Source organism: Staphylococcus parequorum (genome assembly GCF_039237145.1).
GTDB classification, from domain to species: Bacteria; Bacillota; Bacilli; order Staphylococcales; family Staphylococcaceae; genus Staphylococcus; species Staphylococcus equorum_A.
The window spans coordinates 2,559,575-2,585,487 of the sequence record NZ_CP150682.1 but is presented as its reverse complement, the minus strand read 5'-3'; the positions used below and the strand labels follow the sequence as shown (position 1 = coordinate 2,585,487).

28 protein-coding genes are annotated in these 25,913 nt (G+C 33.5%); 20 read left to right on the top strand and 8 right to left on the bottom strand.

Features of this window, described 5'->3' with window-relative positions:
* Positions 1-99 precede the first annotated feature (99 nt).
* The 5 genes from AAA453_RS12725 to mdh all read left to right on the top strand — a co-directional run bounded on the left by AAA453_RS12725 (position 100) and on the right by mdh (position 4,014).
* Positions 100-1,026 (top strand): CobW family GTP-binding protein, encoded by a 927-nt coding sequence (locus AAA453_RS12725; protein ID WP_285323620.1) that lies wholly within the window; start codon positions 100-102, stop codon positions 1,024-1,026.
* A 31-nt stretch (positions 1,027-1,057) separates the two neighbouring features.
* The gene (locus AAA453_RS12720; RefSeq protein ID WP_427705286.1) at positions 1,058-1,966 is read left to right on the top strand and encodes an aldo/keto reductase; all 909 of its coding nucleotides are present in this window, start codon (positions 1,058-1,060) and stop codon (positions 1,964-1,966) included.
* A gap of 25 nt (positions 1,967-1,991) precedes the next feature.
* Positions 1,992-2,291, top strand: coding sequence for a hypothetical protein (locus tag AAA453_RS12715; protein WP_069815272.1), 300 nt, complete (start codon positions 1,992-1,994; stop codon positions 2,289-2,291).
* Between the two features lie 59 nt (positions 2,292-2,350).
* Entirely contained in the window at positions 2,351-2,962 is a 612-nt protein-coding gene (locus AAA453_RS12710) for a DedA family protein (protein ID WP_069832670.1), read from the top strand.
* A gap of 116 nt (positions 2,963-3,078) precedes the next feature.
* Positions 3,079-4,014, top strand: coding sequence for a malate dehydrogenase (gene mdh / locus AAA453_RS12705; RefSeq protein WP_427705284.1), 936 nt, complete (start codon positions 3,079-3,081; stop codon positions 4,012-4,014).
* A 338-nt stretch (positions 4,015-4,352) separates the two neighbouring features.
* Here the strand turns inward: mdh and AAA453_RS12700 are convergent, their stop codons facing one another.
* From AAA453_RS12700 to AAA453_RS12690, 3 genes are all read right to left on the bottom strand, one after another.
* Entirely contained in the window at positions 4,353-4,628 is a 276-nt protein-coding gene (locus AAA453_RS12700; protein WP_081325302.1) for a hypothetical protein, read from the bottom strand.
* A complete protein-coding gene (locus AAA453_RS12695) occupies positions 4,625-5,242 on the bottom strand; it encodes a DUF1361 domain-containing protein (RefSeq protein ID WP_069815278.1) in 618 nt (205 codons plus the stop codon). Before AAA453_RS12695 ends, AAA453_RS12700 begins: the two co-directional genes overlap by 4 nt.
* Positions 5,243-5,658: 416 nt before the next feature.
* Entirely contained in the window at positions 5,659-6,078 is a 420-nt protein-coding gene (locus tag AAA453_RS12690; RefSeq protein WP_069832673.1) for a PPC domain-containing DNA-binding protein, read from the bottom strand.
* Positions 6,079-6,273: 195 nt separating this feature from the next.
* Between AAA453_RS12690 and norA the strand changes: the two genes are divergently transcribed.
* The 11 genes from norA to AAA453_RS12635 all read left to right on the top strand — a co-directional run bounded on the left by norA (position 6,274) and on the right by AAA453_RS12635 (position 19,632).
* The gene (gene norA, locus AAA453_RS12685) at positions 6,274-7,434 is read left to right on the top strand and encodes a multidrug efflux MFS transporter NorA (protein ID WP_069832674.1); all 1,161 of its coding nucleotides are present in this window, start codon (positions 6,274-6,276) and stop codon (positions 7,432-7,434) included.
* A 244-nt stretch (positions 7,435-7,678) separates the two neighbouring features.
* The gene (locus AAA453_RS12680) at positions 7,679-8,419 is read left to right on the top strand and encodes a hypothetical protein (RefSeq protein WP_427705282.1); all 741 of its coding nucleotides are present in this window, start codon (positions 7,679-7,681) and stop codon (positions 8,417-8,419) included.
* Positions 8,420-8,592: 173 nt separating this feature from the next.
* The gene (gene galU, locus AAA453_RS12675) at positions 8,593-9,465 is read left to right on the top strand and encodes a UTP--glucose-1-phosphate uridylyltransferase GalU (protein ID WP_069832676.1); all 873 of its coding nucleotides are present in this window, start codon (positions 8,593-8,595) and stop codon (positions 9,463-9,465) included.
* 82 nt (positions 9,466-9,547) lie between these two features.
* Positions 9,548-10,036, top strand: coding sequence for a Cys-tRNA(Pro) deacylase (gene ybaK, locus AAA453_RS12670; RefSeq protein WP_069832677.1), 489 nt, complete (start codon positions 9,548-9,550; stop codon positions 10,034-10,036).
* 226 nt (positions 10,037-10,262) lie between these two features.
* A complete protein-coding gene (locus AAA453_RS12665; RefSeq protein ID WP_002508332.1) occupies positions 10,263-11,021 on the top strand; it encodes a DeoR/GlpR family DNA-binding transcription regulator in 759 nt (252 codons plus the stop codon).
* Positions 11,018-11,956, top strand: coding sequence for a 1-phosphofructokinase (gene pfkB / locus AAA453_RS12660; RefSeq protein ID WP_427705280.1), 939 nt, complete (start codon positions 11,018-11,020; stop codon positions 11,954-11,956). Before AAA453_RS12665 ends, pfkB begins: the two co-directional genes overlap by 4 nt.
* Positions 11,943-13,868, top strand: a complete 1,926-nt coding sequence (locus AAA453_RS12655; protein WP_069832679.1) for a PTS fructose transporter subunit IIABC — start codon at positions 11,943-11,945, stop codon at positions 13,866-13,868. Before pfkB ends, AAA453_RS12655 begins: the two co-directional genes overlap by 14 nt.
* A 218-nt stretch (positions 13,869-14,086) precedes the next feature.
* Complete coding sequence (gene nagA / locus AAA453_RS12650; RefSeq protein WP_427705278.1) at positions 14,087-15,244, top strand: N-acetylglucosamine-6-phosphate deacetylase; 1,158 nt, start codon at positions 14,087-14,089, stop codon at positions 15,242-15,244.
* Positions 15,245-15,547: 303 nt separating this feature from the next.
* Positions 15,548-16,897 (top strand): hemolysin family protein, encoded by a 1,350-nt coding sequence (locus tag AAA453_RS12645; protein ID WP_285323633.1) that lies wholly within the window; start codon positions 15,548-15,550, stop codon positions 16,895-16,897.
* A gap of 233 nt (positions 16,898-17,130) precedes the next feature.
* Positions 17,131-17,970 (top strand): aldo/keto reductase, encoded by an 840-nt coding sequence (locus tag AAA453_RS12640; RefSeq protein ID WP_069832681.1) that lies wholly within the window; start codon positions 17,131-17,133, stop codon positions 17,968-17,970.
* A gap of 597 nt (positions 17,971-18,567) precedes the next feature.
* On the top strand, positions 18,568-19,632 hold the full coding sequence (locus tag AAA453_RS12635) for a glycosyltransferase family 2 protein (RefSeq protein ID WP_069833300.1): 1,065 nt from the start codon (positions 18,568-18,570) through the stop codon (positions 19,630-19,632).
* Between the two features lie 298 nt (positions 19,633-19,930).
* On the opposite strand, the gene AAA453_RS12630 is transcribed toward AAA453_RS12635, so the two are convergent.
* From AAA453_RS12630 to queC, 5 genes are all read right to left on the bottom strand, one after another.
* A complete protein-coding gene (locus tag AAA453_RS12630) occupies positions 19,931-20,182 on the bottom strand; it encodes a GlsB/YeaQ/YmgE family stress response membrane protein (RefSeq protein WP_069833301.1) in 252 nt (83 codons plus the stop codon).
* Positions 20,183-20,246: 64 nt separating this feature from the next.
* A complete protein-coding gene (locus AAA453_RS12625) occupies positions 20,247-20,840 on the bottom strand; it encodes a hypothetical protein (protein WP_069833302.1) in 594 nt (197 codons plus the stop codon).
* Between the two features lie 238 nt (positions 20,841-21,078).
* A complete protein-coding gene (gene queE, locus AAA453_RS12620) occupies positions 21,079-21,795 on the bottom strand; it encodes a 7-carboxy-7-deazaguanine synthase QueE (protein WP_069833303.1) in 717 nt (238 codons plus the stop codon).
* A complete protein-coding gene (gene queD, locus AAA453_RS12615; protein ID WP_069815303.1) occupies positions 21,788-22,213 on the bottom strand; it encodes a 6-carboxytetrahydropterin synthase QueD in 426 nt (141 codons plus the stop codon). The genes queE and queD overlap by 8 nt, the downstream gene beginning before the upstream one ends.
* A gap of 1 nt (position 22,214) precedes the next feature.
* On the bottom strand, positions 22,215-22,886 hold the full coding sequence (gene queC, locus AAA453_RS12610) for a 7-cyano-7-deazaguanine synthase QueC (RefSeq protein WP_069833304.1): 672 nt from the start codon (positions 22,884-22,886) through the stop codon (positions 22,215-22,217).
* A 253-nt stretch (positions 22,887-23,139) separates the two neighbouring features.
* Between queC and AAA453_RS12605 the strand changes: the two genes are divergently transcribed.
* The 4 genes from AAA453_RS12605 (at position 23,140) to AAA453_RS12590 (ending at position 25,906) form a co-directional block, all read left to right on the top strand.
* Positions 23,140-23,733, top strand: a complete 594-nt coding sequence (locus AAA453_RS12605) for an anthranilate synthase component II (RefSeq protein ID WP_069833305.1) — start codon at positions 23,140-23,142, stop codon at positions 23,731-23,733.
* Positions 23,717-24,859: a chorismate-binding protein gene (locus AAA453_RS12600; RefSeq protein ID WP_069833306.1), complete on the top strand. Its 1,143-nt coding sequence runs from the start codon at positions 23,717-23,719 to the stop codon at positions 24,857-24,859. The genes AAA453_RS12605 and AAA453_RS12600 overlap by 17 nt, the downstream gene beginning before the upstream one ends.
* Entirely contained in the window at positions 24,859-25,467 is a 609-nt protein-coding gene (locus AAA453_RS12595; protein WP_069833307.1) for an aminotransferase class IV, read from the top strand. Before AAA453_RS12600 ends, AAA453_RS12595 begins: the two co-directional genes overlap by 1 nt.
* A gap of 235 nt (positions 25,468-25,702) precedes the next feature.
* Complete coding sequence (locus AAA453_RS12590) at positions 25,703-25,906, top strand: hypothetical protein (protein WP_069815314.1); 204 nt, start codon at positions 25,703-25,705, stop codon at positions 25,904-25,906.
* Positions 25,907-25,913 lie beyond the last annotated feature (7 nt).

Here is a 25,913-nt window from a genome sequence, read left to right as displayed (position 1 = left end):
AAAGTTTAGAAGAAATCTAAAGTTTTATCAAGTAAAAGTTTAATTATACGAATAATTGTACTTTTATGCAGACATTTGTATTAAGAAATGAGTGGTTATATGAAAAAAATTAAAAATCCAAAAACGTCAATTACAATCATAACAGGTTTTTTAGGTAGTGGAAAAACTACTTTTCTCAGTAATTATGTAAAATATTTACTAAGTAATGATGAAAACCCGAGTATCATCGTAAATGAATACGGCAATTTAGATGTAGATAGCCGTGCAATCGGCGATGATATTGAGGTTGCGTCAATATTAAATGGTTGCGTATGTTGTGACTTGCAACAAGATTTAATAAAACAATTAAAACATTTTCTAAACAAAAGTGCAATGCACCACATTATTATTGAAGCGACAGGTATAGCACATCCAATCGAAATTATTGCGGCATGTCAAGATCCTGAAATCATTGCAAACGTTAATCCACCAGTCGTTATTGGCTTAGTTGACGCTCCAAGATTTTTGACCAGAGCCCAATATAGTCATAGTACAACACAATTGATGGAAGAACAATTATCTGCGAGCCATACAGTTGTAGTCAATAAAATGGATTTGATTGATGAAGTAGAGCGGGAACGTATAAATGAAACTTTTGAAATTAATCCATATGCGCCGATCTTCTATACGAGTTATGCAAATTTAGATATGGAACAATTAATTTCAGTTACAAAAAATGAAGGACAAAATATGAAACAACATACACATCATCATGGGATTAATAGTATGCAATATCAGTTTACTGGACCAATAGATAGGCAACTATTCTATCAATTTATTTTACGGTTGCCAGATAATGTTTTAAGATTAAAGGGATACGTTAAGTTTCGTGATATGCCAAATGATACATATGAATTTCAATATGCGTTTGGTTTGCCAGACTATCAAGTTATCGATGCATCCATGCCTTTAACCATTGTGCTTATTGGCGAACAAATAGATGTTAATCGCATACGCAACCAATTAGACATGCTACAATTCACTTAATTTTTTAAATACTAAAAGGGGTGTTGGTAATATGGATAAAGTAAAGATTAATCAACATGTTTCATTTTCAAAGGTAATACAAGGTTTCTGGAGAGCAAAAGATTGGCAGTGGACGCCACAACAATTAAATCGTTATCTCAATGAATTAGTAGAACGTGGTATTACTACTATGGATCATGCTGATATATATGGTGGATACTCATGTGAAGGCATATTTGGAGAGGCACTGAAATTATCTCCTCAATTACGTGAACAAATGGAGATTGTTACTAAATGTGGCATTGTGTTGCCTTCAGAACGTATACATGGAGCAAACGGTCACCGTTATGATCATAGTAAGCATCATATTCGAACGTCTGTAGATCGTTCTCTGCAAGAGTTGCAAGTAGATCATCTGGATTCACTACTTATTCACAGACCGTCACCATTAATGGATCCTCAAGAAGTGACTGAAGCAATCACTGCGTTGGTTAATGAAGGGAAAGTGAAATCATTTGGTGTTTCTAATTTTAATAAATCAGAATATGATTTATTGAGCAAACATCTTGTTTCTGATAAGTTGCATATTACATTAAACCAATTAGAAATTTCGCCATATACTATAGATGTACTTGAAAATGGTTTGATGAATCATATGTATAAAGATAATGTTAAAATGATGTCATGGAGTCCTATGGCAGGCGGTAAATTGTTCGATTTAGAAGATGAAAAATCTGTTCGAATTATGGCCGTAATTTCACCCTTGGCACAAAAATATCATTCTAGTGTGAATGGCATTGTCATGGCATGGTTAAATAAACACCCAGCAACAATCATGCCTGTATTAGGTACTCATAAAATAGAACGTATTGACGAAGCAATCGAAGGTTTAGAAGTAACAATTACAGATCAAGAATGGTTTGATATTTATACAGCTTCCCTAGGCCACGATATCCCTTAAAGTACATGTTGAAGGAGCGAAACTCATGAATACACAGAACGAACAACATCAAAGAAATCAACTTAAATTTCAACGTAATTTTATTAATTTCCCGTTTTTAGGATTTGCACTTGTCATCGCAATTTTAAATTTAGCATTCCCTGATATAACTTTAATGATGACGCTATTTGGGCTGTTTTTCTTTTATAACGCGGGTATATTATTTGTAGCATTTATAAAACATTACAAGCGTACTGCATTATTATCATTAATATTAACGGTTTTATCTATGGCATTATTCGCTGCATCACTTTATTTATATGCAGCGGCAAATAATTTATTTTAATTTATGAACGTCCAAAGTAATAAATATCATGTATTATCGAACAAAATAGGAGGAAGTAAATGGAACAGTGGATTACACAATTTATGGAGCAATATGGATATTGGGGCATAGGCCTACTTATCTTTTTAGAAAATATATTTCCACCAATTCCATCTGAAATCATTTTAACATTCGGTGGTTTTATGACTACCCAATCTGGCTTAGGCTATACTGGCGTTTTAATTACCTCGACAATTGGTTCTGTAGTCGGAGCAATTGTGTTATATGGTATAGGCGCTTGGATTGGTGAACGTAATTTGTACCGTATTGTAGATAAATATGGAAAGATTTTGCGTTTAAAGACGAAAGATTTAGATAAGACAATTCAATGGTTTGAAAAATATGGTTATTGGACAGTCTTTTTCTGTCGCTTTATTCCTTTATTGAGAAGTTTAATTTCAATACCTGCTGGTTTAACGCGTATGAATATCCCCTTATTCATACTATTTACTACGGTAGGTACTATTATTTGGAACGCAGTATTAATTTATTTAGGCCAAGCTGTAGGTGGTAATTGGCACACAATTGTTTATTATATGGATATATATTCTCGTATTATTTATATTATTTTAGCTATTTTAATTATTTTTGTTATTTGGAAATGGTTCAAACGACAAAGAAAGCAAAAATAAGATTGATATTACCCCTAAATTAAATTTAAGGTTCTTATGATTTAAATAGCGCGATACATAATTTGGATGTTATAATAAACATACAATATGTATTGACGATATAGGGGGATTGCATTATGACAAAGCAAAAAGTTTCGATTATAGGTGCTGGAAATACTGGCGCAACATTAGCTTTTATTGTGGCCCAACAAGAACTCGCAGATGTCGTACTCATAGACCGTCCGGAGAGTGAAGGCCTTGTGAAAGGAAAAGCACTAGATATATTGGAAAGTAGTCCGATATACGGTTTCGACGTTAGTGTAACAGGATCTATTGATTATGCTGATTCAGCCAACTCTGATGTAGTTGTCATCACTGCCGGTGTGGCACGCAAACCTGGTATGAGTCGTGATGACTTAGTTCAAATCAACGAAGCTGTGATGCATGATGTAACAAAAGAAATTGTAAAACATTCACCTGAATGTAAAATAATCGTGCTTACAAATCCTGTAGATGCCATGACTTATTCTGTATTACAAGCCTCTGGATTTCCAAAGGAACGTGTAATCGGACAGTCGGGGGTCTTAGATACAGCTAGATACCAAACATTTATTGCAGAAGCACTCAATGTATCGGTTAAAGATATCAGAGGATTGGTATTGGGTGGCCATGGAGATACGATGTTACCTTTAATAGCATCAACAAATGTAAACGGCGTGCCTCTGAAGAAACTTTTGAACGATTCGCAAATTACACAAATTGTAGAACGTACGCGAAAAGGTGGCGCAGAAATCGTAGAATTACTTGGAAATGGTTCAGCGTATTATGCACCTGCATCCGCAGTCTATAGTATGGTTGAAGCAATTTTAAAAGATCAGAAACGTTTATTACCAAGTATTGCACTATTAGAGGGAGAATACAGTTTCTCTGATATATGTTTAGGTGTACCAACGATTTTAGGATCTAAAGGTATAGAGCGTATCGTAGAATTACAATTATCTGAAGATGAACAAGCACAATTACAAGTTTCTGCAAACGCAGTTACAGAAGTAAAACAATCACTCAAACAATAAACAATATTGGAATAAACTAGGAAAGATGATTAGAATTATGAGGCTGAGACAAAATATATGTTTCAGTCTCAATTATTAAATTGGCAGTGGCTGACTCAATTGAAAATACGTTTATGCAAGAGCTTCAGCGATTTCGCTCTTGTATTCTTTTTCTAGGCAGACTTGTGGTCGAGTAGTTAAGGTCAAATTACAACTTTTGATTTATGTATTAATGTTCCATTTTATTTCAATACAAAAAGAGGGCTGTTAAGTTTCCGTTATGGAAACTTAACAGCCCTTTATTCAACTTAAAGTTATATTCTAGGTTTACTTATATTTATAATCAAAATTCAAATTAATTACAATCTAAAAATACAGATGTATAAAGCAACATATTCAAAGAACGTTAGTATATACATGTATTTTAGCCTTAATCTTATTTTTTTAGGTACGTTCCAATTAGGAAAGTGGCGTTCATAATAAAATAATTGTAGATAAAATAATCCAATACCTAAAGGCAGACACATGAGTATGATACTGCGTGTATATGAAAATCCTATATCATGCAATAGATGCCCAATAATTAATTGGAATACGATAAGCACAATAAGCAAAATTATAATGTTAAATGTCATCTTGCACTTCGTACTCCTTTCGCAAATAAAATTAGTAAGCCTTGTAATACTACAAGCAACAGCACAAAGCCTATTGCTTCAAGATTTAAATTTGACCATACTTCATTGATAATGCGAAGCGGTTCATTAATAAGATAGACTGAATGTAAACGCAAGAAACGTCCAATATAAATGCCTAAACCGTTTAAAAACATCATTGCAATGATTATTGTTCTATTTAACCAGAGGTGAGGCGTGAATTTTTCCATTTCTAAAAACATTAAAATTAATAGATACAGTGCAAGTAACACTGCTGATACTAGAAAAGTGAAATATGCCCATTCTACTAATATTAAACCTTGATAGAAATTGAATGTAAATTGATTTAAGTGAATTAAATCTGTAACCATATAAAGTGTGTTAGGTACCATAAATAAGAAAATAAGGGCAAAAATAATAAATAGTGGCCATTCGTATTTATGTACAGGTTTAAATAGATTTAAGAGTAAGCATAGTTCAAATGGCACATATGCTAGAAATAAATTTAAAGTCATAAATTGATAATACTCATTAAAGAAAATAGAAATGATCATTAATATTAGAAATACCGTTCTAGCGATATAACGAGCCTTCATAAATACACCTACTTTCTTTCTGAATAAAGCATTTAAATATATTGTGAAAATTACTAAGGATAGTAATTTTATTGAAAAATAAAAAATGCCGATAAAAATCCCAACTTTTAATATTAAAAAGCTAAGGGGAAAATTAACTCGTATTTTTGAATATGAGATTATATAATACATTTTTTAAATGTAAATATCAATGATAATGATGAATTGTTAATAACTAAATGATTTACAGTTGAATAAAATAGAGAATGATTGTAGCTGTTACATATTTTAAAAGAATGATTAAATGAAAGGTTAAATAATTTAAGCTAGGAAAGAAGTAAAGACTGATGAATCACGTATATGTGGAAACTTTTCATCAGTCTTTAATGAGTGGATAGTGCAACGGGTCTGCGTGCTATCCACTGGTCAGTATACAGTTATAAATTTAATAAATTAAGGCCAATTGCTTCATCATGTTTACGGTTAATATCTAAGTCGGTCATAGTGATTACAATTTCGGCTGTAGCTGAAACGACCGCTTTCGTTAAATGACCGCTAAGTGTTGCGTAAGTATTAGTCCCAAAGGTTGCATGTAAATGCGCAAATGGTTTGTCATCGATGTGAGAAATATTACCTAAAAGACTAATTAATTCTAATGGTTCTTTAAAGGATTTTTTCTCATAAGTTTTCGTGTCTATGTTATAAAAATTAAGTTCTACATCGTCACAAGCACCGATGCCACTTACTGTACCGAATTTACCGCCTTGCTCTTTAGCTATATCTGTCACTGATTCTACAATGTCTTCGCCTCGCTCTAAAACAAGCACAATTGTCTTTCCGTCAACTTGATATACCATGTGAAACCTCCATTCTTAAAATTGATTACAACTATAGTATACAAGTTCTTTTTTATAGTTTATATAAAAGTGTTTAGATGAACAAAATTTTCTATTGTCTTTTGATGTATTAATGTTATAAAATACTCTAATATTATATATATATTAAAAGAACATATCATGATATGAATGGTATAAACGAATGGAGTGAGAAACGTGAATAAGCAATTTGTAATTTTATATTTTAATATTTTCTTGGTCTTTTTAGGTATTGGTTTAGTTGTTCCAGTTCTTCCTGTCTATTTGAAAGATTTAGGATTAAAAGGTAGCGATTTAGGGGTTCTTGTTGCCGTCTTTGCATTGGCCCAAATGGTTATCTCGCCATTTGGTGGGACGTTAGCAGATAAATTAGGTAAAAAATTAATTATTTGTATTGGGTTAGGGCTCTTTGCTATATCAGAATTCTTGTTTGCCGCTAGTCATACTTTCTCACTCTTAATTGTGTCCAGAATTCTTGGTGGGTTCAGTGCTGGTATGGTTATGCCTGGTGTTACTGGGATGATTGCAGATATTTCAATAGGTAAAGATAAAGCTAAGAATTTTGGTTATATGTCAGCAATTATTAATTCAGGCTTTATTTTAGGACCGGGTCTAGGAGGATTTCTTGCTGAATTTTCTCATAGGCTACCATTTTATGTAGCAGGCTTCAGTGGCTGTTTAGCATTAGTACTTTCTATTATCTTGCTTAAAAATCCTAAAAACGAAACACAAGATGGTTTTACAGTGTATCAACCTGAATTACTTACTAAAATTGATTGGAAAGTCTTTCTTACACCAATTACCTTAACCCTTGTGCTTGCTTTTGGCTTATCAGCATTTGAAACATTGTTCCCGCTATATACAGCAGATAAAGCACATTATTCACCTTTAGATATTTCATTTGCAATTACTGGTGGAGGTATACTAGGTGCTGTATTCCAAGTCTTCTTCTTTGATAAATTCATGAAACATTTTAAAGAACTCACATTTATCAATTATTCGTTGATATATTCAGCAATTGTATTACTCGCTTTGACATTTGTGGATAGTTATTGGTCTATCATGTTAATCAGCTTCATTGTGTTTATTGGTTTTGATATGATTAGACCTGCAATCACGAATTATTTTTCTAACATTGCAGGGGATCGACAAGGTTTTGCAGGCGGTTTAAATTCCACCTTTACGAGTATGGGGAATTTTATAGGACCATTAGTGGCCGGGACGTTATATGATGTTAACTTTGAATATCCTTTATATATGGCAGTTGTAGTAATGATACTTGGTATGTTTGTTATTCTAGTTGAAAAAATGATAAGAACGAGCCTTAGAAGATCATAACTTAAAAAATGATAAATAAAGTAGAACGTACGTAGGCTTATACACGTACGTTCTTTTTAATATATATAATTTGTGCGATATAACACTCGTAATATGACATTAAGATTAAATAAAGTCATATTGCGTAATATTAATGTTACAGAGATTACGATTGGTTTAAATTGTGGCCTATATAAGTTTTGAGTTAATAAAATATGCTAATATGTAGGAAATATTAAAAAGTAATGTAAGTAAGGGGATGAACTTGAAAAATTTAATTTTATCAATCATGGCATTCCTTCTTGCTTGTTGTTTATGTTTTCTTTTATTCATAGCTACAAATCAGCAAGCACTAGCAAAAGTTCATGAAACAATTTCTAGTTGTTCAGACAATGATAAACGAACTGAAACTAAAAGTAACGACCATCACAACAGTGATAATACTATTAGTGCAGCAGTGAGAGATGTTGAACAAGAAGAACCTTATAATGCCGAAGCATATGTACCAATAGCTGAAAAAACGACACACAATCTAAAAAACAAGGAAATTGGAAATGCTAATTTACCAAAGTTTTCCGATGCACAAAAAGAAGCACAAACACTTGTGAATAAAGATAATAATGCTGCTAATGCATATAATGATTATGGTATTGATCGTACATGCCAAGGGGCTTATTATTATATTTTTACTTTTGAAAATAAAGAACAACCCAATACTTTTTATAGGGTTACAGTAGATAAAAATAATAAAGCGCACATTTTTGATAAGTCATATCGTGTGAAAGACCAACAAACTTCTAATGCACCTAGTATTTCACCTCAAGAATCCAAAGTAATTGCTGAAAAGTATGCTAAAGATGAGCTCGGTGAGAATGCAGTGCTCAAAAAAGTTAAAACGTCTAAAGAAGGTATGTTTTATACTTTTTATGAGTCTAAGTTAGGAAAAGAGTATAAGGTTGTAGTAAACAAAGCGGGCGACGTAATCCGTCAACCATCGTTAAATTAAAAGTAGAATAAAAGTCGCGTAAACTGATGTTAAATTGAAGTTGCGCGGCTTTTTTATGTTATGAAATCAGTATAAAGCAATAAGTATCAATGTTATGATAATATTATCAATTGAAATGAGTGAGTTCTATATAAACCAGAGTTAAAATATTTTAATGAAAAGGATGAGCATTTTTGAAAAAGATAAAAAAAGCAATCATACCTGCAGCTGGCTTAGGAACAAGGTTTTTACCAGCTACGAAGGCTATGCCAAAAGAAATGTTGCCTATATTAGACAAACCTACAATCCAATACATAGTCGAAGAAGCAGCACGTGCAGGCATCGAAGATATCATTATAGTTACTGGTAAACATAAACGTGCAATTGAAGACCATTTTGATAATCAAAAAGAATTAGAAATGATCTTACAAGACAAAGGAAAAACGGACTTACTAGAAAAAGTTAAATATTCTACAGAACTTGCCAATATATTTTATGTAAGACAAAAAGAGCAAAAAGGCTTAGGTCATGCTATTTATTCCGCACGTCAATTTATAGGTGATGAGCCATTTGCTGTGCTTTTAGGTGATGATATTGTTGAATCTGATAATCCAGCGATTAAACAATTGATAGAAGCTTATGAAGAAACTGGAAAGTCTGTCATCGGAGTACAAGAAGTAGAAAAAAACCAAACGCATCGCTATGGTATCATCGATCCATTAGAAAAATTAGGTAGAAAATATGAAGTGAATCAATTCGTTGAAAAACCAAAACAAGGCACTGCACCGTCTAATTTGGCAATTATGGGTCGCTATGTTCTTACAGCTGATATTTTCGATTATTTAAAAACTCAAAGCAAAGGTGCAGGTGGAGAAATTCAACTTACGGATGCAATTGAAAGATTAAATAAACACGATCAAGTTTATGCTTACGACTTTGAAGGCGATCGATTTGATGTAGGTGAAAAATTAGGTTTTGTGAAAACTACGATTGAATTTGCTTTGAAAGATGAATCTATGCATGAAGAATTAACTCGTTTTATAAAAAACTTAGACTTAGATAAATAAATATTAGATTTTAGATAAAAGTATGATTGATATCAGTTATAACTTAGTGAACTATTACCAACATATGATATGAGGTGTTGTAATGAAGGAAGTTAAAACAAATGCAATGCGTATGCTCGATCGATTGAAAATTGAGTATTGCGTCAATACTTACGAGGTATCAGAAAGTCATATGGATGGAAAGACTGTAGCTGAAAAAGTCGGTGTAGATGTAGCACAAGTGTATAAAACACTCGTGTTAGAAAATGCTAAGCATGCGCACTTTGTATTTATTATTCCTGTAAATGCCTCTCTTGATATGAAGTTAGCAGCGCAAGCAGTTAATGAAAAGAAATTACATTTAATGCCACTTGATGATTTAAAAAAAGTGACTGGCTACGTCCGTGGCGGCTGTTCCCCGATTGGTATGAAACGGCAATTCCTAACAATTATTGATACACAAGTTGAAGAGTTGGAGGCTATCTATGTCAGTGGTGGAGCACGTGGTACACAAATTAAAATAAATGTAGCGCATTTAATTAAAACAACACGAGCAAAAGTTAAAAAAGTGACGCATGATGAACATAATTAAATATCATTAAGCTAATGACCATAAAGTAACGGATTATTTCCTGCTTTATGGTTTTTTTGTTTTATGAAATAAATGAAAACTGATTTTATTTTTAAAGCAGATAGCTAAATGAAGAGATTTTGAAAAGAATGTGTCATATTTTTGATTGTTTTTGATTGTTTTTGGTAAATAATGATTGAAAAATGAAAACGGAAACATTATAATAGTGTTGAGATGAGGTGAAGCGATGATCACGGAAAAACGCCACGAGTTAATATTGGCTGAATTGTCACAAAAAGACTTTTTAACACTACAAGAACTGATTGATCGAACAGGTAGTAGTGCCTCAACAGTTCGTCGCGATTTATCAAAATTGCAACAAATGGGAAAGTTAAAAAGAATACATGGCGGCGCAAAGCTAAATCAATCATCTTTATTAGAACCTAATTTGGCTGATAAAAGAAGTACCAATCTAAGAGAAAAACAAGAAATTGGGAGATTAGCAGCGAGCCAAATAGATGATGACGATTGTGTGTTTTTAGATGCGGGTTCAACAACTTTAGAAATGATCCCATATATTAATGCAAATGACATTATTGTAGTAACAAATGGTTTAACGCACGTAGAAGAATTACTAAAACGAGGTATTAGAACACTCATTCTTGGTGGAGAAGTTAAAGCAACAACATTTGCGACAGTAGGTGCGAGTGCATTGAAGACGCTGAATCGTTATCGTTTTGATAAAGTGTTTCTCGGTATGAACGGCATTGACATGAAATATGGACTGACTACACCAGATGAACAAGAAGCAATCATAAAGCATCATGCTATGGAATTAGGAACGCAAGTTTATGTATTAGTAGACCATGCTAAATATGAAAAAGTATATTTCGCACATGTGCCTTTACTAGAGAATGTGGCCTTAGTCACTTCTGCAAAAGCGATGCAAGGCGTGACTTTTCAATATTATGCTGAAAAATATAATTTTATTGGAGGAACATTATGATTTATACAGTAACTTTTAATCCTTCTATTGATTACATTATGTTTTCAAATGAATTTGAGCTTAATGGGTTAAACAGAGCAACTGAAACAAATAAATTTGCAGGTGGTAAGGGTATAAACGTTTCAAGGGTCTTGAAAACATTAGGTGTCCAATCTACAGCGTTAGGTTTTACAGGTGGATTTCCAGGTAGATTTATTGAAGAAACATTAAAACAAGCAGAAATTGATACAGATTTTGTACATGTCGGTGAAGATACACGTATTAATGTCAAATTGAAAACAGGTAATGAAATTGAAATTAATGCACCAGGACCTAATATCACTAAGGTGCAATTTGAATCCTTATTAACACAAATCAGAGATACTTCAGAACACGACACAGTTATTGTTGCGGGTAGTATTCCTAAAAGTGTACCTGCTAACGCATACGAACAAATTGCGGAAATTACGCAAGATACAGGCGCAAAACTAGTCGTTGATGCTGAAAAAGAACTCGTTGAATCCGTTTTAAAATATCACCCATTATTTATCAAACCAAATAAAGATGAATTAGAAGTGATGTTCGATACGACCATCACTTCAGATAAAGAGGTAATGAGCTATGGGCGTGAAATTTTGAAAATGGGTGCCACTTCAGTCATTATCTCTCTTGGTGGAGATGGAGCTGTATATGTAGATGAGCAACAAAGTTATAAAGCACTTGTACCAAATGGACAAGTAGTAAATACAGTGGGATCAGGTGATAGTACTGTAGCGGGGATGGTTGCAGGGCTGAATTCTGGTTTATCTATTAAAGAAGCATTTAAACAAGCTGTATCGGCTGGGACGGCAACAGCATTTAACGATGACTTAGCAACGAGAGCGTCTATTGAAAATATTAAGTCACAAGTGATGATTACAACATTAGGTGGGAGTGAATTAGATGAGAATAACTGAGTTATTAACAAAAGATACAATTGCAATGGACCTTTCTTCAACAGAGAAAAACGGTGTTATTGATGAGTTAGTGAAGCAGCTTGATAAAGCTGGCAAACTCAATGATGTAACAACTTTTAAAGAAGCGATTCATAACCGTGAATCTCAAAGTACTACAGGTATTGGTGAAGGCATCGCGATACCTCATGCAAAAGTAGCGGCAGTAGACACACCGGCGATTGCGTTTGGTAAATCCAAAACAGGTGTTGATTATCAAAGTTTGGATATGCAACCTGCACATTTATTCTTTATGATTGCAGCGCCAGAAGGTGGAGCACAAACACATTTAGATGCATTAGCTAAGCTATCAGGTATTTTAATGGATGAAAAAGTGCGTGAAGATTTACTTCATGCAAATTCTCCACAAGAAGTGCTTCAAATTATAGATAAAGCAGATGATGAAGCAACTGAAGAAGAGGAAGCAGAAGTAGCTGCGACAACGACAGCAACAGATTCAGATGACCCCTATATCTTAGCTGTTACAGCATGTCCGACAGGCATCGCACATACTTACATGGCTCGTGATGCTTTGAAAAAGCAAGCTGAAAAAATGAACGTAAAAATAAAAGTTGAAACGAATGGTTCAGGCGGCATTAAAAATCACATTACTGATGAAGATATTCGTCGCGCAACTGGTGTTATTGTTGCAGCAGATGTAAATGTGGAAACAGACCGTTTTGATGGTAAAAATGTTGTGGAAGTACCAGTTGCAGATGGTATTAAACGCCCTGAAGAACTGATCAATATAGCACAAGACACTTCTCGTAAACCATTTGTAGCCAAAGGCAATCATAAAGCGTCAAATCAGTCTGGAAGTAATGAAAAACAAGGCTTTGGTAAAACAATTTATAAACACTTAATGAATGGTGTTTCCAATATGTTACCGCTTGTTATTGCCGGTGGTATTTTAATGGCAATCGCCTACTTATTTGGACCAAACTCGTATGATCCAAATAGTTCTGAGCATAATGCATTTGCTGAACAATTATGGAATATTGGTAATCAGAGTGCCTTTGCGTTAATTATCCCAATTCTCGCAGGTTATATCGCGCGTAGTATTGCAGATAAACCAGGTTTTGCAGCTGGTTTAGTTGGTGGTATGTTAGCCATTTCAGGTGATGCAGGGTTTATCGGAGGTATTCTTGCAGGTTTCTTAGCAGGTTATTTAACACAAGGTATTAAGAAACTTTCAAGCGGTTTACCTCAATCATTAGAAGGTTTGAAACCTACATTAATTTTCCCAGTATTATCAGTAACAATCACAGGTTTAGTAATGGTTTATGTATTAAACCCTCCAGCGTCGTGGTTGAATAATTTACTACTTAATGGTTTAGAAGGTTTATCAGGAACGAATATTATGCTCTTAGGATTAGTCATTGGTGCAATGATGGCTATCGATATGGGTGGACCATTTAATAAAGCGGCATACGTATTTGCGACTGCAGCGTTAACGGAAGGCAATGCTGCACCAATTACAGCAGCGATGATTGGTGGTATGGTACCTCCAATCGCAATTGCAACAGCGATGTTAATTTTCCGCAAGAAATTCACTAAAGAACAAAAAGGCTCTATCGCACCAAACTATGTAATGGGGTTATCTTTCATTACAGAAGGTGCAATTCCATTTGCGGCAGCTGATCCACTAAGAGTCATTCCATCAATGATGGTAGGTTCAGGGGTTGCAGGTGCAATCGCGTTAGGACTAGGTTCTTCAATTCAAGCACCACATGGCGGCATCTTTGTTATAGTAGGTACTGATTTCAGCCACGTGATACAATCACTCATTGCGATTATTATAGGATCTATCGTAGGAGCAATCATTTATGGTTTGTTAAAACCAAAAGTGACAGAAGAAGAAATACAAAGTTCTTAAGTTATAGCTAACTAAAGCATCAAGCTTTATAAATTGAATAAATATAGAAAAACCAGTAGAAGCTCACAAGTTAATGAGTATTTCTGCTGGTTTTTATTTATATGTGATACTGAAATTCAAAAACTTTTGAATATAATAAAGGACTTAAGTTTGGTAAAATGGAAACGAAATGCTGAAATAGACACATAGCGTAAAACAAAGAAAAGAAGGTAGAGAAAATGGCTGAATATGTGATTGAAAATGGGAGAATTTATACTGAAGCAGAACTAATAGAGCGAGGATATATTATTGTTAAGGACGATAAAATTACTGATATAGGCAAGGGGGATTATGAAGGTGCGTTAACAACTTATGATGCTCAAGGTCAGCATGTTTTACCAGGTTTTATAGATATCCATATGCATGGTGGTTATGGAGAAGACGCAATGGATGCATCATATGAAGGGTTGAAACATTTAGCAGAATCACTATTATCTGAAGGAACGACAAGTTTCTTAGCAACAACAATGACACAGTCGGATGATAATATTACAAAAGCATTAGAAAACATCATTGAATATCAGAAACAACAAGACGTTCTAAAAGCAGCTGACATCGTAGGTATACATTTGGAAGGACCATTTATTTCTGAACATAAAGTAGGAGCGCAAAATCCAGCCTATGTACAAAGACCGTCTATAGAGAAAGTACAACAATTTCAAAAAACAGCGAACAACCAAATTAAAGTGATTACATTTGCACCTGAGGTTGAAGGTGCTCATGAAACATTAGAAGCGTTACATAATCAAATACGTTTCTCTATTGGGCATACGGTTGCAACTTTTGATGAGACAAATGAAGCGGTAGCACGTGGGGCTAAACATGTGACACATTTATATAATGCTGGAACACCATTCGAGCATAGAGAACCAGGCGTTTTTGGTGCGGCGTGGACAAATGATAGCTTAAGTACTGAACTTATCGTGGACGGTATTCATTCACACCCTACAGCGATACAAATTGCTTATAAACAAAAGGGAAACACACGCTTTTTCTTAATTACTGATGCAATGAGAGCGAAAGGTATGCCAGATGGTGAATATGATTTAGGTGGCCAAAATGTTATTGTAAAAGGTTCTGAAGCTCGGTTAGCATCTGGCGCACTTGCGGGTAGCATACTGAAAATGAATGAAGGGCTGAAAAATCTAATACAATACACAGGTGATACACTAAATAATTTATGGCGTGTAACAAGTTTAAATCAAGCAATTGCATTAAATATCGAATCGCAAAAAGGAAGTTTGAAGGTTGGGAAAGACGCAGACATCGTTATTGTAGATGATGAAATTACAGTTCAAACTACTATAAAAGCAGGCGCAATACACAAATTTTCTTAATAACAAACTGGAATTTAACTCATTTTAAAATGTATTATGTAAAGTGTAAATTGAATCAAAAAGTTGACGCAACTGAAAATTTGCGTTTAAATGTTAAGTTAGAGAAATAAAATTTCATACGTACAATTTACATGATGACTTAAGATTGTGATAAAATAGAAGAAATGCGTATTTTTCGGGAGGTGTCACCAATGGGAAGGATTTAGTATATAACATGAAAATGCAACATAGCAATGAATCTTATGTACGGTCATCTATTGTGACACGATATTTGGAGGTGAATCCCTAGAAATAGGGAACTAATTGGAAACTGTGACCATAATAAATTTAGCATTATTTGTTTTTTTAATAGCATTAACAACGGTATTCGTAGGATCGGAATTTTCATTAGTGAAAGTCCGCGCGACAAAAATTGAACAACTCGTAGCAGAAGGCAATGGTAATGCACGTATAGTGAAAAAAATGATTAAAAACTTGGACTACTACTTATCAGCATGTCAATTGGGTATTACAGTGACATCTTTAGGATTAGGTTGGTTAGGTGAACCGACCTTCAGTAAATTATTGCATCCATTATTTGAAGCAGTTAATTTACCTGAAGCGTTAACAACGACAATTTCATTTATTGTCGCATTTATCATTGTGACCTACTTGCACGTAGTACTCGGTGAATTGGCACCAAAAACTTTGGCCATTCAACATACTGTGAAAGTAGCGTTGATATATGCTAGACCATTGTATTACTTCGGCGCTGTTATGAAACCGTTAATCTGGCTAATGAATGGTTCTTCAAGAATGATTATACGTATGTTCGGAGTAGATCCTGATGCAAATAACGATGCAATGTCAGAAGAAGAAATAAAAATTATAATAAACAATAGTTATAACGGTGGAGAAATAAACCAAACAGAATTGGCTTATATGCAAAATATCTTCTCATTTGATGAGAGACAAGCCAAAGACATCATGGTGCCACGTACACAAATGGCTACATTGAACGAACCGTTTAATGTAAATGAACTGTTAGACACGATTAAAGAACATCAATTCACACGTTACCCGATTACAGAAGATGGGGACAAAGATCATGTGAAAGGTTTTCTTAATGTAAAAGAGTTTTTAACAGAATATGCTTCAGGTAAACCTATTAAAGTAGGTAATTACGTTCATGATTTACCAATGATTTCTGAAACGACACGTATAAGTGATGCGTTAGTACGTATGCAACGTGAACATGTTCATATCAGTTTGATTATTGATGAATATGGTGGTACGGCAGGTATCTTAACGATGGAAGACATCTTAGAAGAAATCGTTGGTGAAATTCGTGATGAATTTGATGACGATGAAGTAAACGATGTTGTAAAAGTAACGGACAGCAGATATCAAATTAGTGGTCGTGTATTATTAGACGATTTAAATGATGAGCTCGGCATTGAATTTGCTGATTCTGAAGACATTGATACAATCGGTGGTTGGTTGCAAGCACATAATACAAACTTACAACAAAACGATTATGTCGATACGGAATATGATCGTTGGATCATGTCTGAAGTCGATAACCATCAAATTATTACTGTTTTATTAGAAGTTGAATACAATGCAACACGTCCGACACCTGAAAATAATGAAGACGATGAAGATAACGATTAATCATTGTCTTATACATTTAAGCTATCGATAAAGTCTCTGATTTTGTCGATAGCTTTTTTTGTATCTTTTTTCACATAAATCGGCTCTAATCACTGTCGTTATATGAACATAATAGTGGAGTGTTGATATTGGAATAAATATGCGTGATTCAAGTATTATGTATTGCTATAATGAACAGAGTATAACGATATATCTTTAAAATAATTTCAACTTAGTTGAAGGGGGATTAAATCATGTTAGAAGACGTGTATTATTTAAATAATGGTTATCCAATGCCGAGAGTGGGTCTTGGAGTATATAAAATTACAGATGAAGAAATGGAACCTGCAGTAACAGCTGCCATAGAAGCGGGCTATCGTGCATTTGATACCGCTTATTTTTATAAAAATGAAATAGCATTAGGTAATGCATTAAAACAATCTGAGATACCGCGTGAAGATTTATTTCTTACATCAAAAATTTGGAATGATTATCAAGGTTATGACAATACAATCAATTTTTTCACAAAATCAATAGAAAACTTAGGTACTGATTATTTAGATTTATTTTTAATACACTGGCCATGTGAAGCGGATGGTTTATTTGTTGAAACTTATAAAGCCATGGAAAAACTATATGAAGAGGGCAAAGTTCGTGCAATAGGTGTTTGTAACTTTAATGCGCACCATTTAGAAAAATTAATGTCGCAAACTGACATTGTACCTGCTGTGAATCAAATAGAGGTGCATCCATATTTCAATCAACATGAACTACAAACTTTTTGTGATAAGCATGATATCGCTGTGACAGCATGGATGCCACTGATGAGAAATAGAGGTTTATTAGAACATGAATTGATCACAGAGATGGCAAGCCGTTATGGTAAAACGCCAGCCCAAATTGTATTACGTTGGCATTTGTCACATGATCGCTTAATTATTCCAAAATCAAAAACACCAGCACGCATTAAAGAAAACTATGATATTTTCGACTTTAATTTGGAATTGACAGACATCGCTGAGATAGATCGTTTGAATTGTGATGACCGTCAAGGAAATGATCCAGATAAAGTACGTATAGGTAGTTTAAAATAAGAATTGATAACACAACCTAGGACGTAAATCTTACAAGCTTAAATAGAAAGCATCAATCTATTAGTTTTTTTAATAGATTGGTGCTTTTAATTTAAGCTTTTTAAATTTTTTTTAAGTGCATGTTTGTCTAATTTTTTATAATAAGGCTCGAACTTGTAGTCTCTGGCCCTTACTATGCATTAGTTATCAGCACTTAAAACAAACGATATGTTTATAAATGTATAAAAACAAGAGGGTTTCAAATAGTTCTAGTAGCGATAATAAAGGGTTTTGTTTCCAAATTCATCAAATAGTTGATAGACTAAAGTTACAAATTATAACTTTTAATAATTTTAATACCGAACAATATTAGTAACCACATTTAAATTTCAAGGTTTTATCTTATTTTGTAACGCTTAAATCATTTTGCTCTGTTTTTTTAAGATGTATTTAACCTAAATAACTAGATATTTTTAAAAAACAAGTTGACTAAGTTAAGTTTGAGCAATGAATATTAAGGCTATATAAAGATTGTGTAAATCTAATTGGTTAGTATAGCAATATAGTGATAAAAATTGATAAAGTGAAATTGAAGTAATTGAAATGAAGGTGTTTAATATGCAAATAAGAGTTATAGTACCCTGTTATAATGAAGGTGAAGTAGTATTAAAGACTTATCAACGTTTGACTGAAATATTATCAAAAGATAGTCAATATCATCAATATGACTACGATTTACTATTTGTAGATGATGGTAGTAAAGATCAAACAATAAAATTTATTCAAGATGTAGCGACTAAAGATGACCATGTGAAATTTATTTCGTTTAGTCGTAATTTTGGAAAAGAATCTGCAATGATTGCAGGTTTCCAAAATAGTAAAGACTGTGACGCAGCAATTATGATAGACGCTGATTTACAACACCCGCCTGAATTAATACCCCAAATGATTGCTGGCTATATGGACGGTTATGATCAAGTTGTTGCGAAGCGTGACAGAAAGAACGAAAAACCAGCTAGAAAATTTATGACAAAATTGTATTACAAAATGATTAATCATTTTGTAGAGGATATTAAATTGGAAGATGGTGTTGGCGATTTCAGATTACTGAGTCAACGTGCAGTGCATTCATTGACTGAATTAGATGAATACAACCGCTTTTCAAAAGGGCTATATGAATGGATTGGATATAACACCAAAGTGTTTACTTACGAAAACGTAGAAAGAGAAGACGGAGAATCTAAATGGTCATTTGGTAAATTATTAAATTACGGTATAGATGGCTTGATATCCTTTAACAACAAACCCTTACGTGCAATGATTTATCTTGGTTTTATTGTGTTCTTTATCAGTTTGTTGTATATCGGTTATAGTTTTGCAGGCATTGTGTTTAATGGCATTGAAACACCAGGTTATTTCTCCACTATTGCTGCGATATTACTACTAGGTGGTATACAAATGATTTCAATTGGAATCGTTGGAGAATATATTGGACGTATTTATTACGAGGTCAAACAACGCCCGAAATATATTGTACAGGCATCGAACTTAAATTGCTCGAGTCAAAAAGTAGAGCGTAGCTTTGAAGAAGATATGAATGAGCGTTTCAAACAACATAATCAAAATTATGAAAGTAAGGTTAAAGAAGACGAAGAAGAGAAAAAACTTGTTAAAAGCAGATAAAATTTAGGTTGTTATAGAGTGTCAACAAAGTTTCTGACTTTGTTGGCATTTTTTTGTATGCGCTTTTCTGAGAGCACAGCTTTAGCCTTTAGACTTCGGCTAGTACTTTATTAATTCGTCAGGAGTTGATTCAAATCAATGCCATTTTCAATAGGAATTAAATAATAAAATTGAGGAACAAAGATTGACTCAAGGTGTTGCATAACTAAAAAAATAAACCAAATGCTACAAAGGCATTTGGTTTATTTCCTTGATTTAAATTATTAATGTTTTAGATTAGTAATTTTACTTTTTGCTTTTATTTTTTACGTAACTTACCGAAAATAAATGAAACAATTGCTACTAGAATGATTGTCCCGATAAGTGCTGGGAATATCGCGATGCCACCTAAATGCCAACCCCAATCACCAAGTAACCAAGAGCCTAGCGCTGAACCTACAATACCAGCGATAATATTACCTAAAATACCACCTGGTATATCTTTACCTACGATAGCACCAGCTATCCAACCGATTAAACCACCGACTATTAACATAAGTATAAAGCCCATATTGATTTGCCTCCTTTATTATTCGTTCGACTTCTAATCTATACCACAAAATATAAAAGGTTAATCATTTATGTGAAGAAAATATATTCTGCCATAATAAGAATGATATAAACAATAAATGAATAATTACAAAAGCATACCAATAAGGCGTTAATAGCGTCATTACTGACGACGATGCAATAATTAATATTTGACCGATAAAGATAGGGCGTCGAATACGATTCATAAATTTAAGTTGTTCTTTTTCCTTTGGTTGAAATGTGCTATAAAAAAGCATGATAGCGCCTATGATAAAAATGGCTGGGGCTAAATAAGGAATAGACATATAAAATGAATCATGACTTGTACTATAAGTAAGTATTAAGGATGTGCTCATTATAATAGTAAGAACAACCGCAATGAATTTTTGGTCTGTTATAACGTATACAGTTACTTTTCTATTTATATACAATTGTAATATGGTCCAAATGATGAGTTGCGCACTTGTATAAAATGCGATGTAGTCATATTCACCGACGAGAAATAAATTGATGAGACCATTTACAGATAAAGCAATGAGTATAGAGCTAAACTTAAGTTGTTTGAAATTCTGACGATATAAACCAATTCCGAGAATAATTAATACCGCAGCTATATTTATAATTATATTTATTAGCATGTTGCTCTCCTAACCTAGATACTTCACTGCAACATTATACCAATTAATATTACGTTAATCATTTAATAACAATTAATTATTTAAATTTACATAAAAATATTAGGTTAAATAGAAACAAATTTTTTTCCTTTTATATATTAGCAGTGATAGTTATCCTAACGATTTAAAGTCACTAAAAATAGAGACACCGTTATACGGATAAGAAGCATTATACAACGTATCGGACGAAATACTCAATTTAAACACCTTTTTTGTTACTCCATAGTAATGTATGTAGCTGTGGTAAGACATAAACATTATTCATATCACTACTTGTCATGACACGGTCGACGAGTGTTTCATATAATGATAATAACTTTTCGGTATGTGATTCGACGTAATCACCATCTAGGTAGGGATTACCTACTTGTAAATAAAAAGGAATCGTAGGGTATCTATGGTGTATCATTTTAGCAAAATCGTAATCCTGGTCATCAAATACTACAACTTTTAAATTTAAAGAAGCAGGTATACAATTTTTGATAACTTCATCTAATATTGGTAGATTAGGTTTCATTTTTGAACTTGGGGGTTTCGGACTAATAGTTAAGTCATCAATTTGTGTCATCCAAGGTTGGAATTTACTCCCCTGTGTTTCTAATGCGCTATAAATGTTTTTAGTTTCAAAAAGATCGACTAAATCCTGAATGCCTTTAATCAGAGCAGGGTTACCTCCAGAAATTGTGACGTGATTAAATGATTCACCAGCAATTTCATAAAGTGAGTCGTATATTTCTTCAGCGGTCATCATGCGTATATCTTCTTTGGCACTACCATCCCAAGTGAAGCTAGAATCACACCAACTACAACGATAATCGCAACCAGCTGTGCGAACAAACATCGTTTTTCGTCCAATCACACGGCCTTCACCTTGAATTGTTGGACCGAAGATTTCTAAAACAGGAATTTTACTCATATTTGGACTCCTTTGGTCTATAGACAACATAACTCGTAGGTGTTTCTCTAACATAAACTTGTAGACATTTAGGCTGGTTGTCTCGTTCATTTAATGAAGCTTGCACCATTTCATAAACTGTCTGTGCAACGATTTCGGTTGATGGACTTTTACCTTTGAATTGAGGTAAATCATTGAGTAAATGGTGGTCGAATTGGTCATGAACTAATTTTTTTAGGTCACTAAAATTCACTAAAAAACCATTATGATCTAATGTATCGCCACCAATTGTTAAATTTACGAAGTAGGTATGACCATGTGTACGCATACATTTTCCAGCATCTTCACTAGGAATATAATGGGCTGCAGAAAAGTTGAAGTCTTTATTAAGCTCAAAGCTGTAAGGATGTTGAACGCTAGGGTAATTTTGTTGGAACATGTTATTCAGCTCCTTTTTCTTTTAGATAAGCGTCTAAACCTCGTGCTCTTAATTCACAAGCAGGACATTCTCCACAACCTTCACCAACAATGCCATTGTAGCAAGTGAGCGTATTGTATCTAATATAGTCTAGTACGCCAAGTTCATCACTTAGTGCCCAAGTTTCTTTTTTATCTAACCACATTAATGGTGTGTGTATAACGAAATCTTTATCCATAGATAGCGATAAAGTAACATTCATTGATTTAATAAAACTATCTCTACAGTCAGGGTATCCAGAGAAATCAGTTTCACAAACGCCAGTAATAATATGTTTCGCATTTGTTTGATATGCGAGCGCACCTGCAAATGATAAGAATAAAAGATTTCTGGCCGGTACAAACGTATTTGGCACGCCGTCTTCGCCAACTTCAATATCCATATCATGCTGTGTTAATGCGTTTGGTGTAAGTTGAGAAAGTAAAGACATATCTAATATGTGATGTTTTACATTTTGTGCTTCAGCAATTTGCTTAGCTACTTTAATTTCTGTATCGTGTCTTTGACCATATTCAAATGTTACTAATTCGACATCGTCATAATGTTGCTTTGCCCAAAATAGGCAAGTTGTGCTATCTTGTCCTCCACTGAAAACGACGATGGCTTTATTACTGTTTAAAGATTGTTGCGTCATATATCTTGCACTCCTTAATAATGTCATACTAGCTTTTACTCAATTTCGCTATGACACCATAAAAAAACGCCTATCCTTATAAAAAAGATAGACGTTGTTTACGTGTCTAGTTTTTTATAGAGGGTGTCAGCTAGGAACCTCTTTATATTCATTTATACGGTGATAAGAATAATACATTTAAACTGTAAAATCAAGTTGAGATTTGGGATAATGAGTATAATAGATAGTGAAAGATACATAAAGAGGTGATGAAATGATACTAATCATTGATAATAAAGATTCATTTACATACAATATTGTAGACTATATTAAGCAAAGTTTCAGTGGATCAGTTAATGTGGTAGATGTTGAAGAAGTTTCTATGGAGAAGATTACGCAAATTTCTCCTGATGCTATCGTTATTTCTCCAGGACCAGGATCACCTGATGATTATCCTATATTAAATGAGGTTATAAAAGTTTTTTTAGAACAAATTCCAATTCTAGGTGTATGTCTAGGATTTCAACAATTAGTGACTTATTTTGGTGGAGATATTATAAAAGGTTATAAACCGATTCATGGTCACACAACTCAAATTCAACATGATAATAGTGGTATTTTTAAAGGTTTAGCCGATACATTTTATGTTATGCGATATCATTCTTTGATTGCTGATACTGAGACATTTCCAAAAACATTAAAAATCACAGCAACGAATCAAGAAGGTATCATTATGGCATGTGCACACCAAACATTACCTGTTTATGGTGTACAGTACCATCCTGAATCTATCCTGAGTGAATGTGGCATTGAACAAATAAAATTATTTATAGAAATCGTGGAGGGTGCTCATGCAAATACAATTTAATTATCGCTATTTATTAGACGAATCAGAATATGAAACCCACGAATACCAATTTACGCAGTGTAAAGATAAATTAATCGCATATCACTTAGACGAAGTAGGAAGTGTTATACAATTTGCAGAAATGCATCAATGCCAAGGTGGTTATGTAGCATTGTATTTACCCTATGAAGCGGCGCCTTTTTTCAATGAACAGATGGCTACAGTACAAATAAAGGATGAATATGTTTTTGCAGCTGCTTATGTTTTCGACAAAAAGGAAGATATAACATTAACTGACAAAAAAGAACGATACATACCAAAATGTGATTTTAAATTTCAATTAAATAAATCACAATTAATCACCCATATTAAAGCAGTTCAATCTGCAATCATTGAAGGTAATACATATCAAGTGAATTATACGACACGTTTGACTGATGATATACATTATCCGATTGCTACATTATATGAAGTGTTACAGCGTCAAAATCATGGCTTTTATTCTGCTTTAATAGATACAGATGAAGTACAGTTAGCTTCACTTTCACCAGAATTATTTTTTCAACGTGGACCGTTTGAAAATCGGAAAGATGTATTATTAAGTAAACCCATGAAAGGCACTATAGCTAGAGGGCATTCTGAAACGCAAGACCAGCAAAATTTACATACGTTAATGTATTCAGCTAAAGATAAAGCGGAAAATGTCATGATCGTGGACTTGTTACGAAATGATATTAGTCGTATCGCAGAGACAGGAACTGTAAAAGTCTATAAACCATTTCATATAGAACGCTACAGCACTGTATTTCAAATGACGTCGATGGTCACAGGGACTTTACCTCAAGAGACTAAACTCATACACATTTTAAAAGCATTATTTCCGTGCGGTTCTATTACAGGAGCACCAAAAATCAATACCATGAAATATATTAAAAAGTTAGAGCAAACTCCGAGAAATGGTTATTGTGGTACAGTTGCCTTGCTGTTGCCAGACGGAAAGTCTATTTTCAATGTGCCTATTCGAACGATTCAATATATAGATGACCAAGCTATATATGGTGTAGGCGCAGGTATTACCATAGACTCTAATCCTGAAGATGAAGTACAAGAATTTAAGGATAAAACAAAAATACTGGAGAGATTATAATGCAGTTATTTGAAACAATGCGTTTGGAAGAAGGTAAGTTTCCGCGCTTGCCTTATCACAAAAAACGAATAAAACAGTCTGCTGAGCAACTTAAATTTGACTTGGATGAAGCGAAATGGAATCAGTTAATCGAAATGTTAATGAATGACTATCCTACAGGTGTGTATCGTATAAAAATATTATTAGACCAAGATGGTTCACTAGATTATGTTGTTGCAGCATTATCTGATAAAAATAAATTTACCGCAAAATTAGTACCTTTAGCAGATAATGTAAATAAACCCGAATTAATAAATAAAACAACCGTTAGAAAACATTTATCACATAATCATCAGACTGACCTAGTGCTGTTATATGATTCTAATGGGAAATTATTAGAATTCGATATTGGAAATCTCATGATAAAAGAAGGTGGATGCTATTATACACCTCTATATAATGAAGATTTCTTACGTGGCTGTATGAGACAATCACTTATAGATGATGAGAAATTATCGCAAAAAAATTACAATATAAACGATTTTAAAGATAAAATATTGAAAAATCAGATACAGGTTTTTCTTATAAATAGTTTGCGAGAGGTTGCCGAGGTTGAAATTTATCTATAGAATATAGAAAGTATAAACATTGGGTTTGCCATGAATTCAGAGATGGTGACCATTATAGAAAACGGCAACGTGAAAATATGAGAGTTGTGACAAATTAGCCTTTGATTTGCATACGCGTGATAAGGCGTATCATAGTATTAAATCCAGTGATACACAAGTAATCCTAATAGACTATAGACAAGGGTGCACTTAAATAATTACGTAATAAATTATAAACAGCGAGTGAGGCATAACGATGATATTGGTTTGGATACTGACAATGATTTTAATAACCTTGCTTTCAAAATGGTATGTAAACCGTTTGCTGAAAAAACAACAGATTTATATTGCAAGATTCGTAATTACAATCTCTTGCATGATTCAATTTGTAGTAGTCTATTTTCTAGTGAAAGCACTTGTGGGTTATTTGGTACAAGGATTAAATGTGTTTTATCGTTAGTAAGAAT

Coding starts and splice junctions, on each gene's coding strand:
- queE (WP_069833303.1), bottom strand. CDS start 21,795: ATGAGTAAAATTCCTGTTTTAGAAATCTTCGGTCCAACAATTCAAGGT.
- queD (WP_069815303.1), bottom strand. CDS start 22,213: ATGTTCCAACAAAATTACCCTAGCGTTCAACATCCTTACAGCTTTGAG.
- AAA453_RS12590 (WP_069815314.1), top strand. CDS start 25,703: ATGATATTGGTTTGGATACTGACAATGATTTTAATAACCTTGCTTTCA.
- AAA453_RS12700 (WP_081325302.1), bottom strand. CDS start 4,628: ATGACATTTAACATTATAATTTTGCTTATTGTGCTTATCGTATTCCAA.
- AAA453_RS12630 (WP_069833301.1), bottom strand. CDS start 20,182: ATGGGCTTTATACTTATGTTAATAGTCGGTGGTTTAATCGGTTGGATA.
- AAA453_RS12600 (WP_069833306.1), top strand. CDS start 23,717: ATGCAAATACAATTTAATTATCGCTATTTATTAGACGAATCAGAATAT.
- AAA453_RS12665 (WP_002508332.1), top strand. CDS start 10,263: ATGATCACGGAAAAACGCCACGAGTTAATATTGGCTGAATTGTCACAA.
- AAA453_RS12605 (WP_069833305.1), top strand. CDS start 23,140: ATGATACTAATCATTGATAATAAAGATTCATTTACATACAATATTGTA.
- AAA453_RS12635 (WP_069833300.1), top strand. CDS start 18,568: ATGCAAATAAGAGTTATAGTACCCTGTTATAATGAAGGTGAAGTAGTA.
- AAA453_RS12640 (WP_069832681.1), top strand. CDS start 17,131: ATGTTAGAAGACGTGTATTATTTAAATAATGGTTATCCAATGCCGAGA.
- ybaK (WP_069832677.1), top strand. CDS start 9,548: ATGAAGGAAGTTAAAACAAATGCAATGCGTATGCTCGATCGATTGAAA.
- AAA453_RS12690 (WP_069832673.1), bottom strand. CDS start 6,078: ATGGTATATCAAGTTGACGGAAAGACAATTGTGCTTGTTTTAGAGCGA.
- mdh (WP_427705284.1), top strand. CDS start 3,079: ATGACAAAGCAAAAAGTTTCGATTATAGGTGCTGGAAATACTGGCGCA.
- AAA453_RS12720 (WP_427705286.1), top strand. CDS start 1,058: ATGGATAAAGTAAAGATTAATCAACATGTTTCATTTTCAAAGGTAATA.
- AAA453_RS12625 (WP_069833302.1), bottom strand. CDS start 20,840: ATGCTAATAAATATAATTATAAATATAGCTGCGGTATTAATTATTCTC.
- AAA453_RS12725 (WP_285323620.1), top strand. CDS start 100: ATGAAAAAAATTAAAAATCCAAAAACGTCAATTACAATCATAACAGGT.
- AAA453_RS12595 (WP_069833307.1), top strand. CDS start 24,859: ATGCAGTTATTTGAAACAATGCGTTTGGAAGAAGGTAAGTTTCCGCGC.
- queC (WP_069833304.1), bottom strand. CDS start 22,886: ATGACGCAACAATCTTTAAACAGTAATAAAGCCATCGTCGTTTTCAGT.
- nagA (WP_427705278.1), top strand. CDS start 14,087: ATGGCTGAATATGTGATTGAAAATGGGAGAATTTATACTGAAGCAGAA.
- AAA453_RS12655 (WP_069832679.1), top strand. CDS start 11,943: ATGAGAATAACTGAGTTATTAACAAAAGATACAATTGCAATGGACCTT.
- AAA453_RS12710 (WP_069832670.1), top strand. CDS start 2,351: ATGGAACAGTGGATTACACAATTTATGGAGCAATATGGATATTGGGGC.
- pfkB (WP_427705280.1), top strand. CDS start 11,018: ATGATTTATACAGTAACTTTTAATCCTTCTATTGATTACATTATGTTT.
- AAA453_RS12695 (WP_069815278.1), bottom strand. CDS start 5,242: ATGAAGGCTCGTTATATCGCTAGAACGGTATTTCTAATATTAATGATC.
- AAA453_RS12715 (WP_069815272.1), top strand. CDS start 1,992: ATGAATACACAGAACGAACAACATCAAAGAAATCAACTTAAATTTCAA.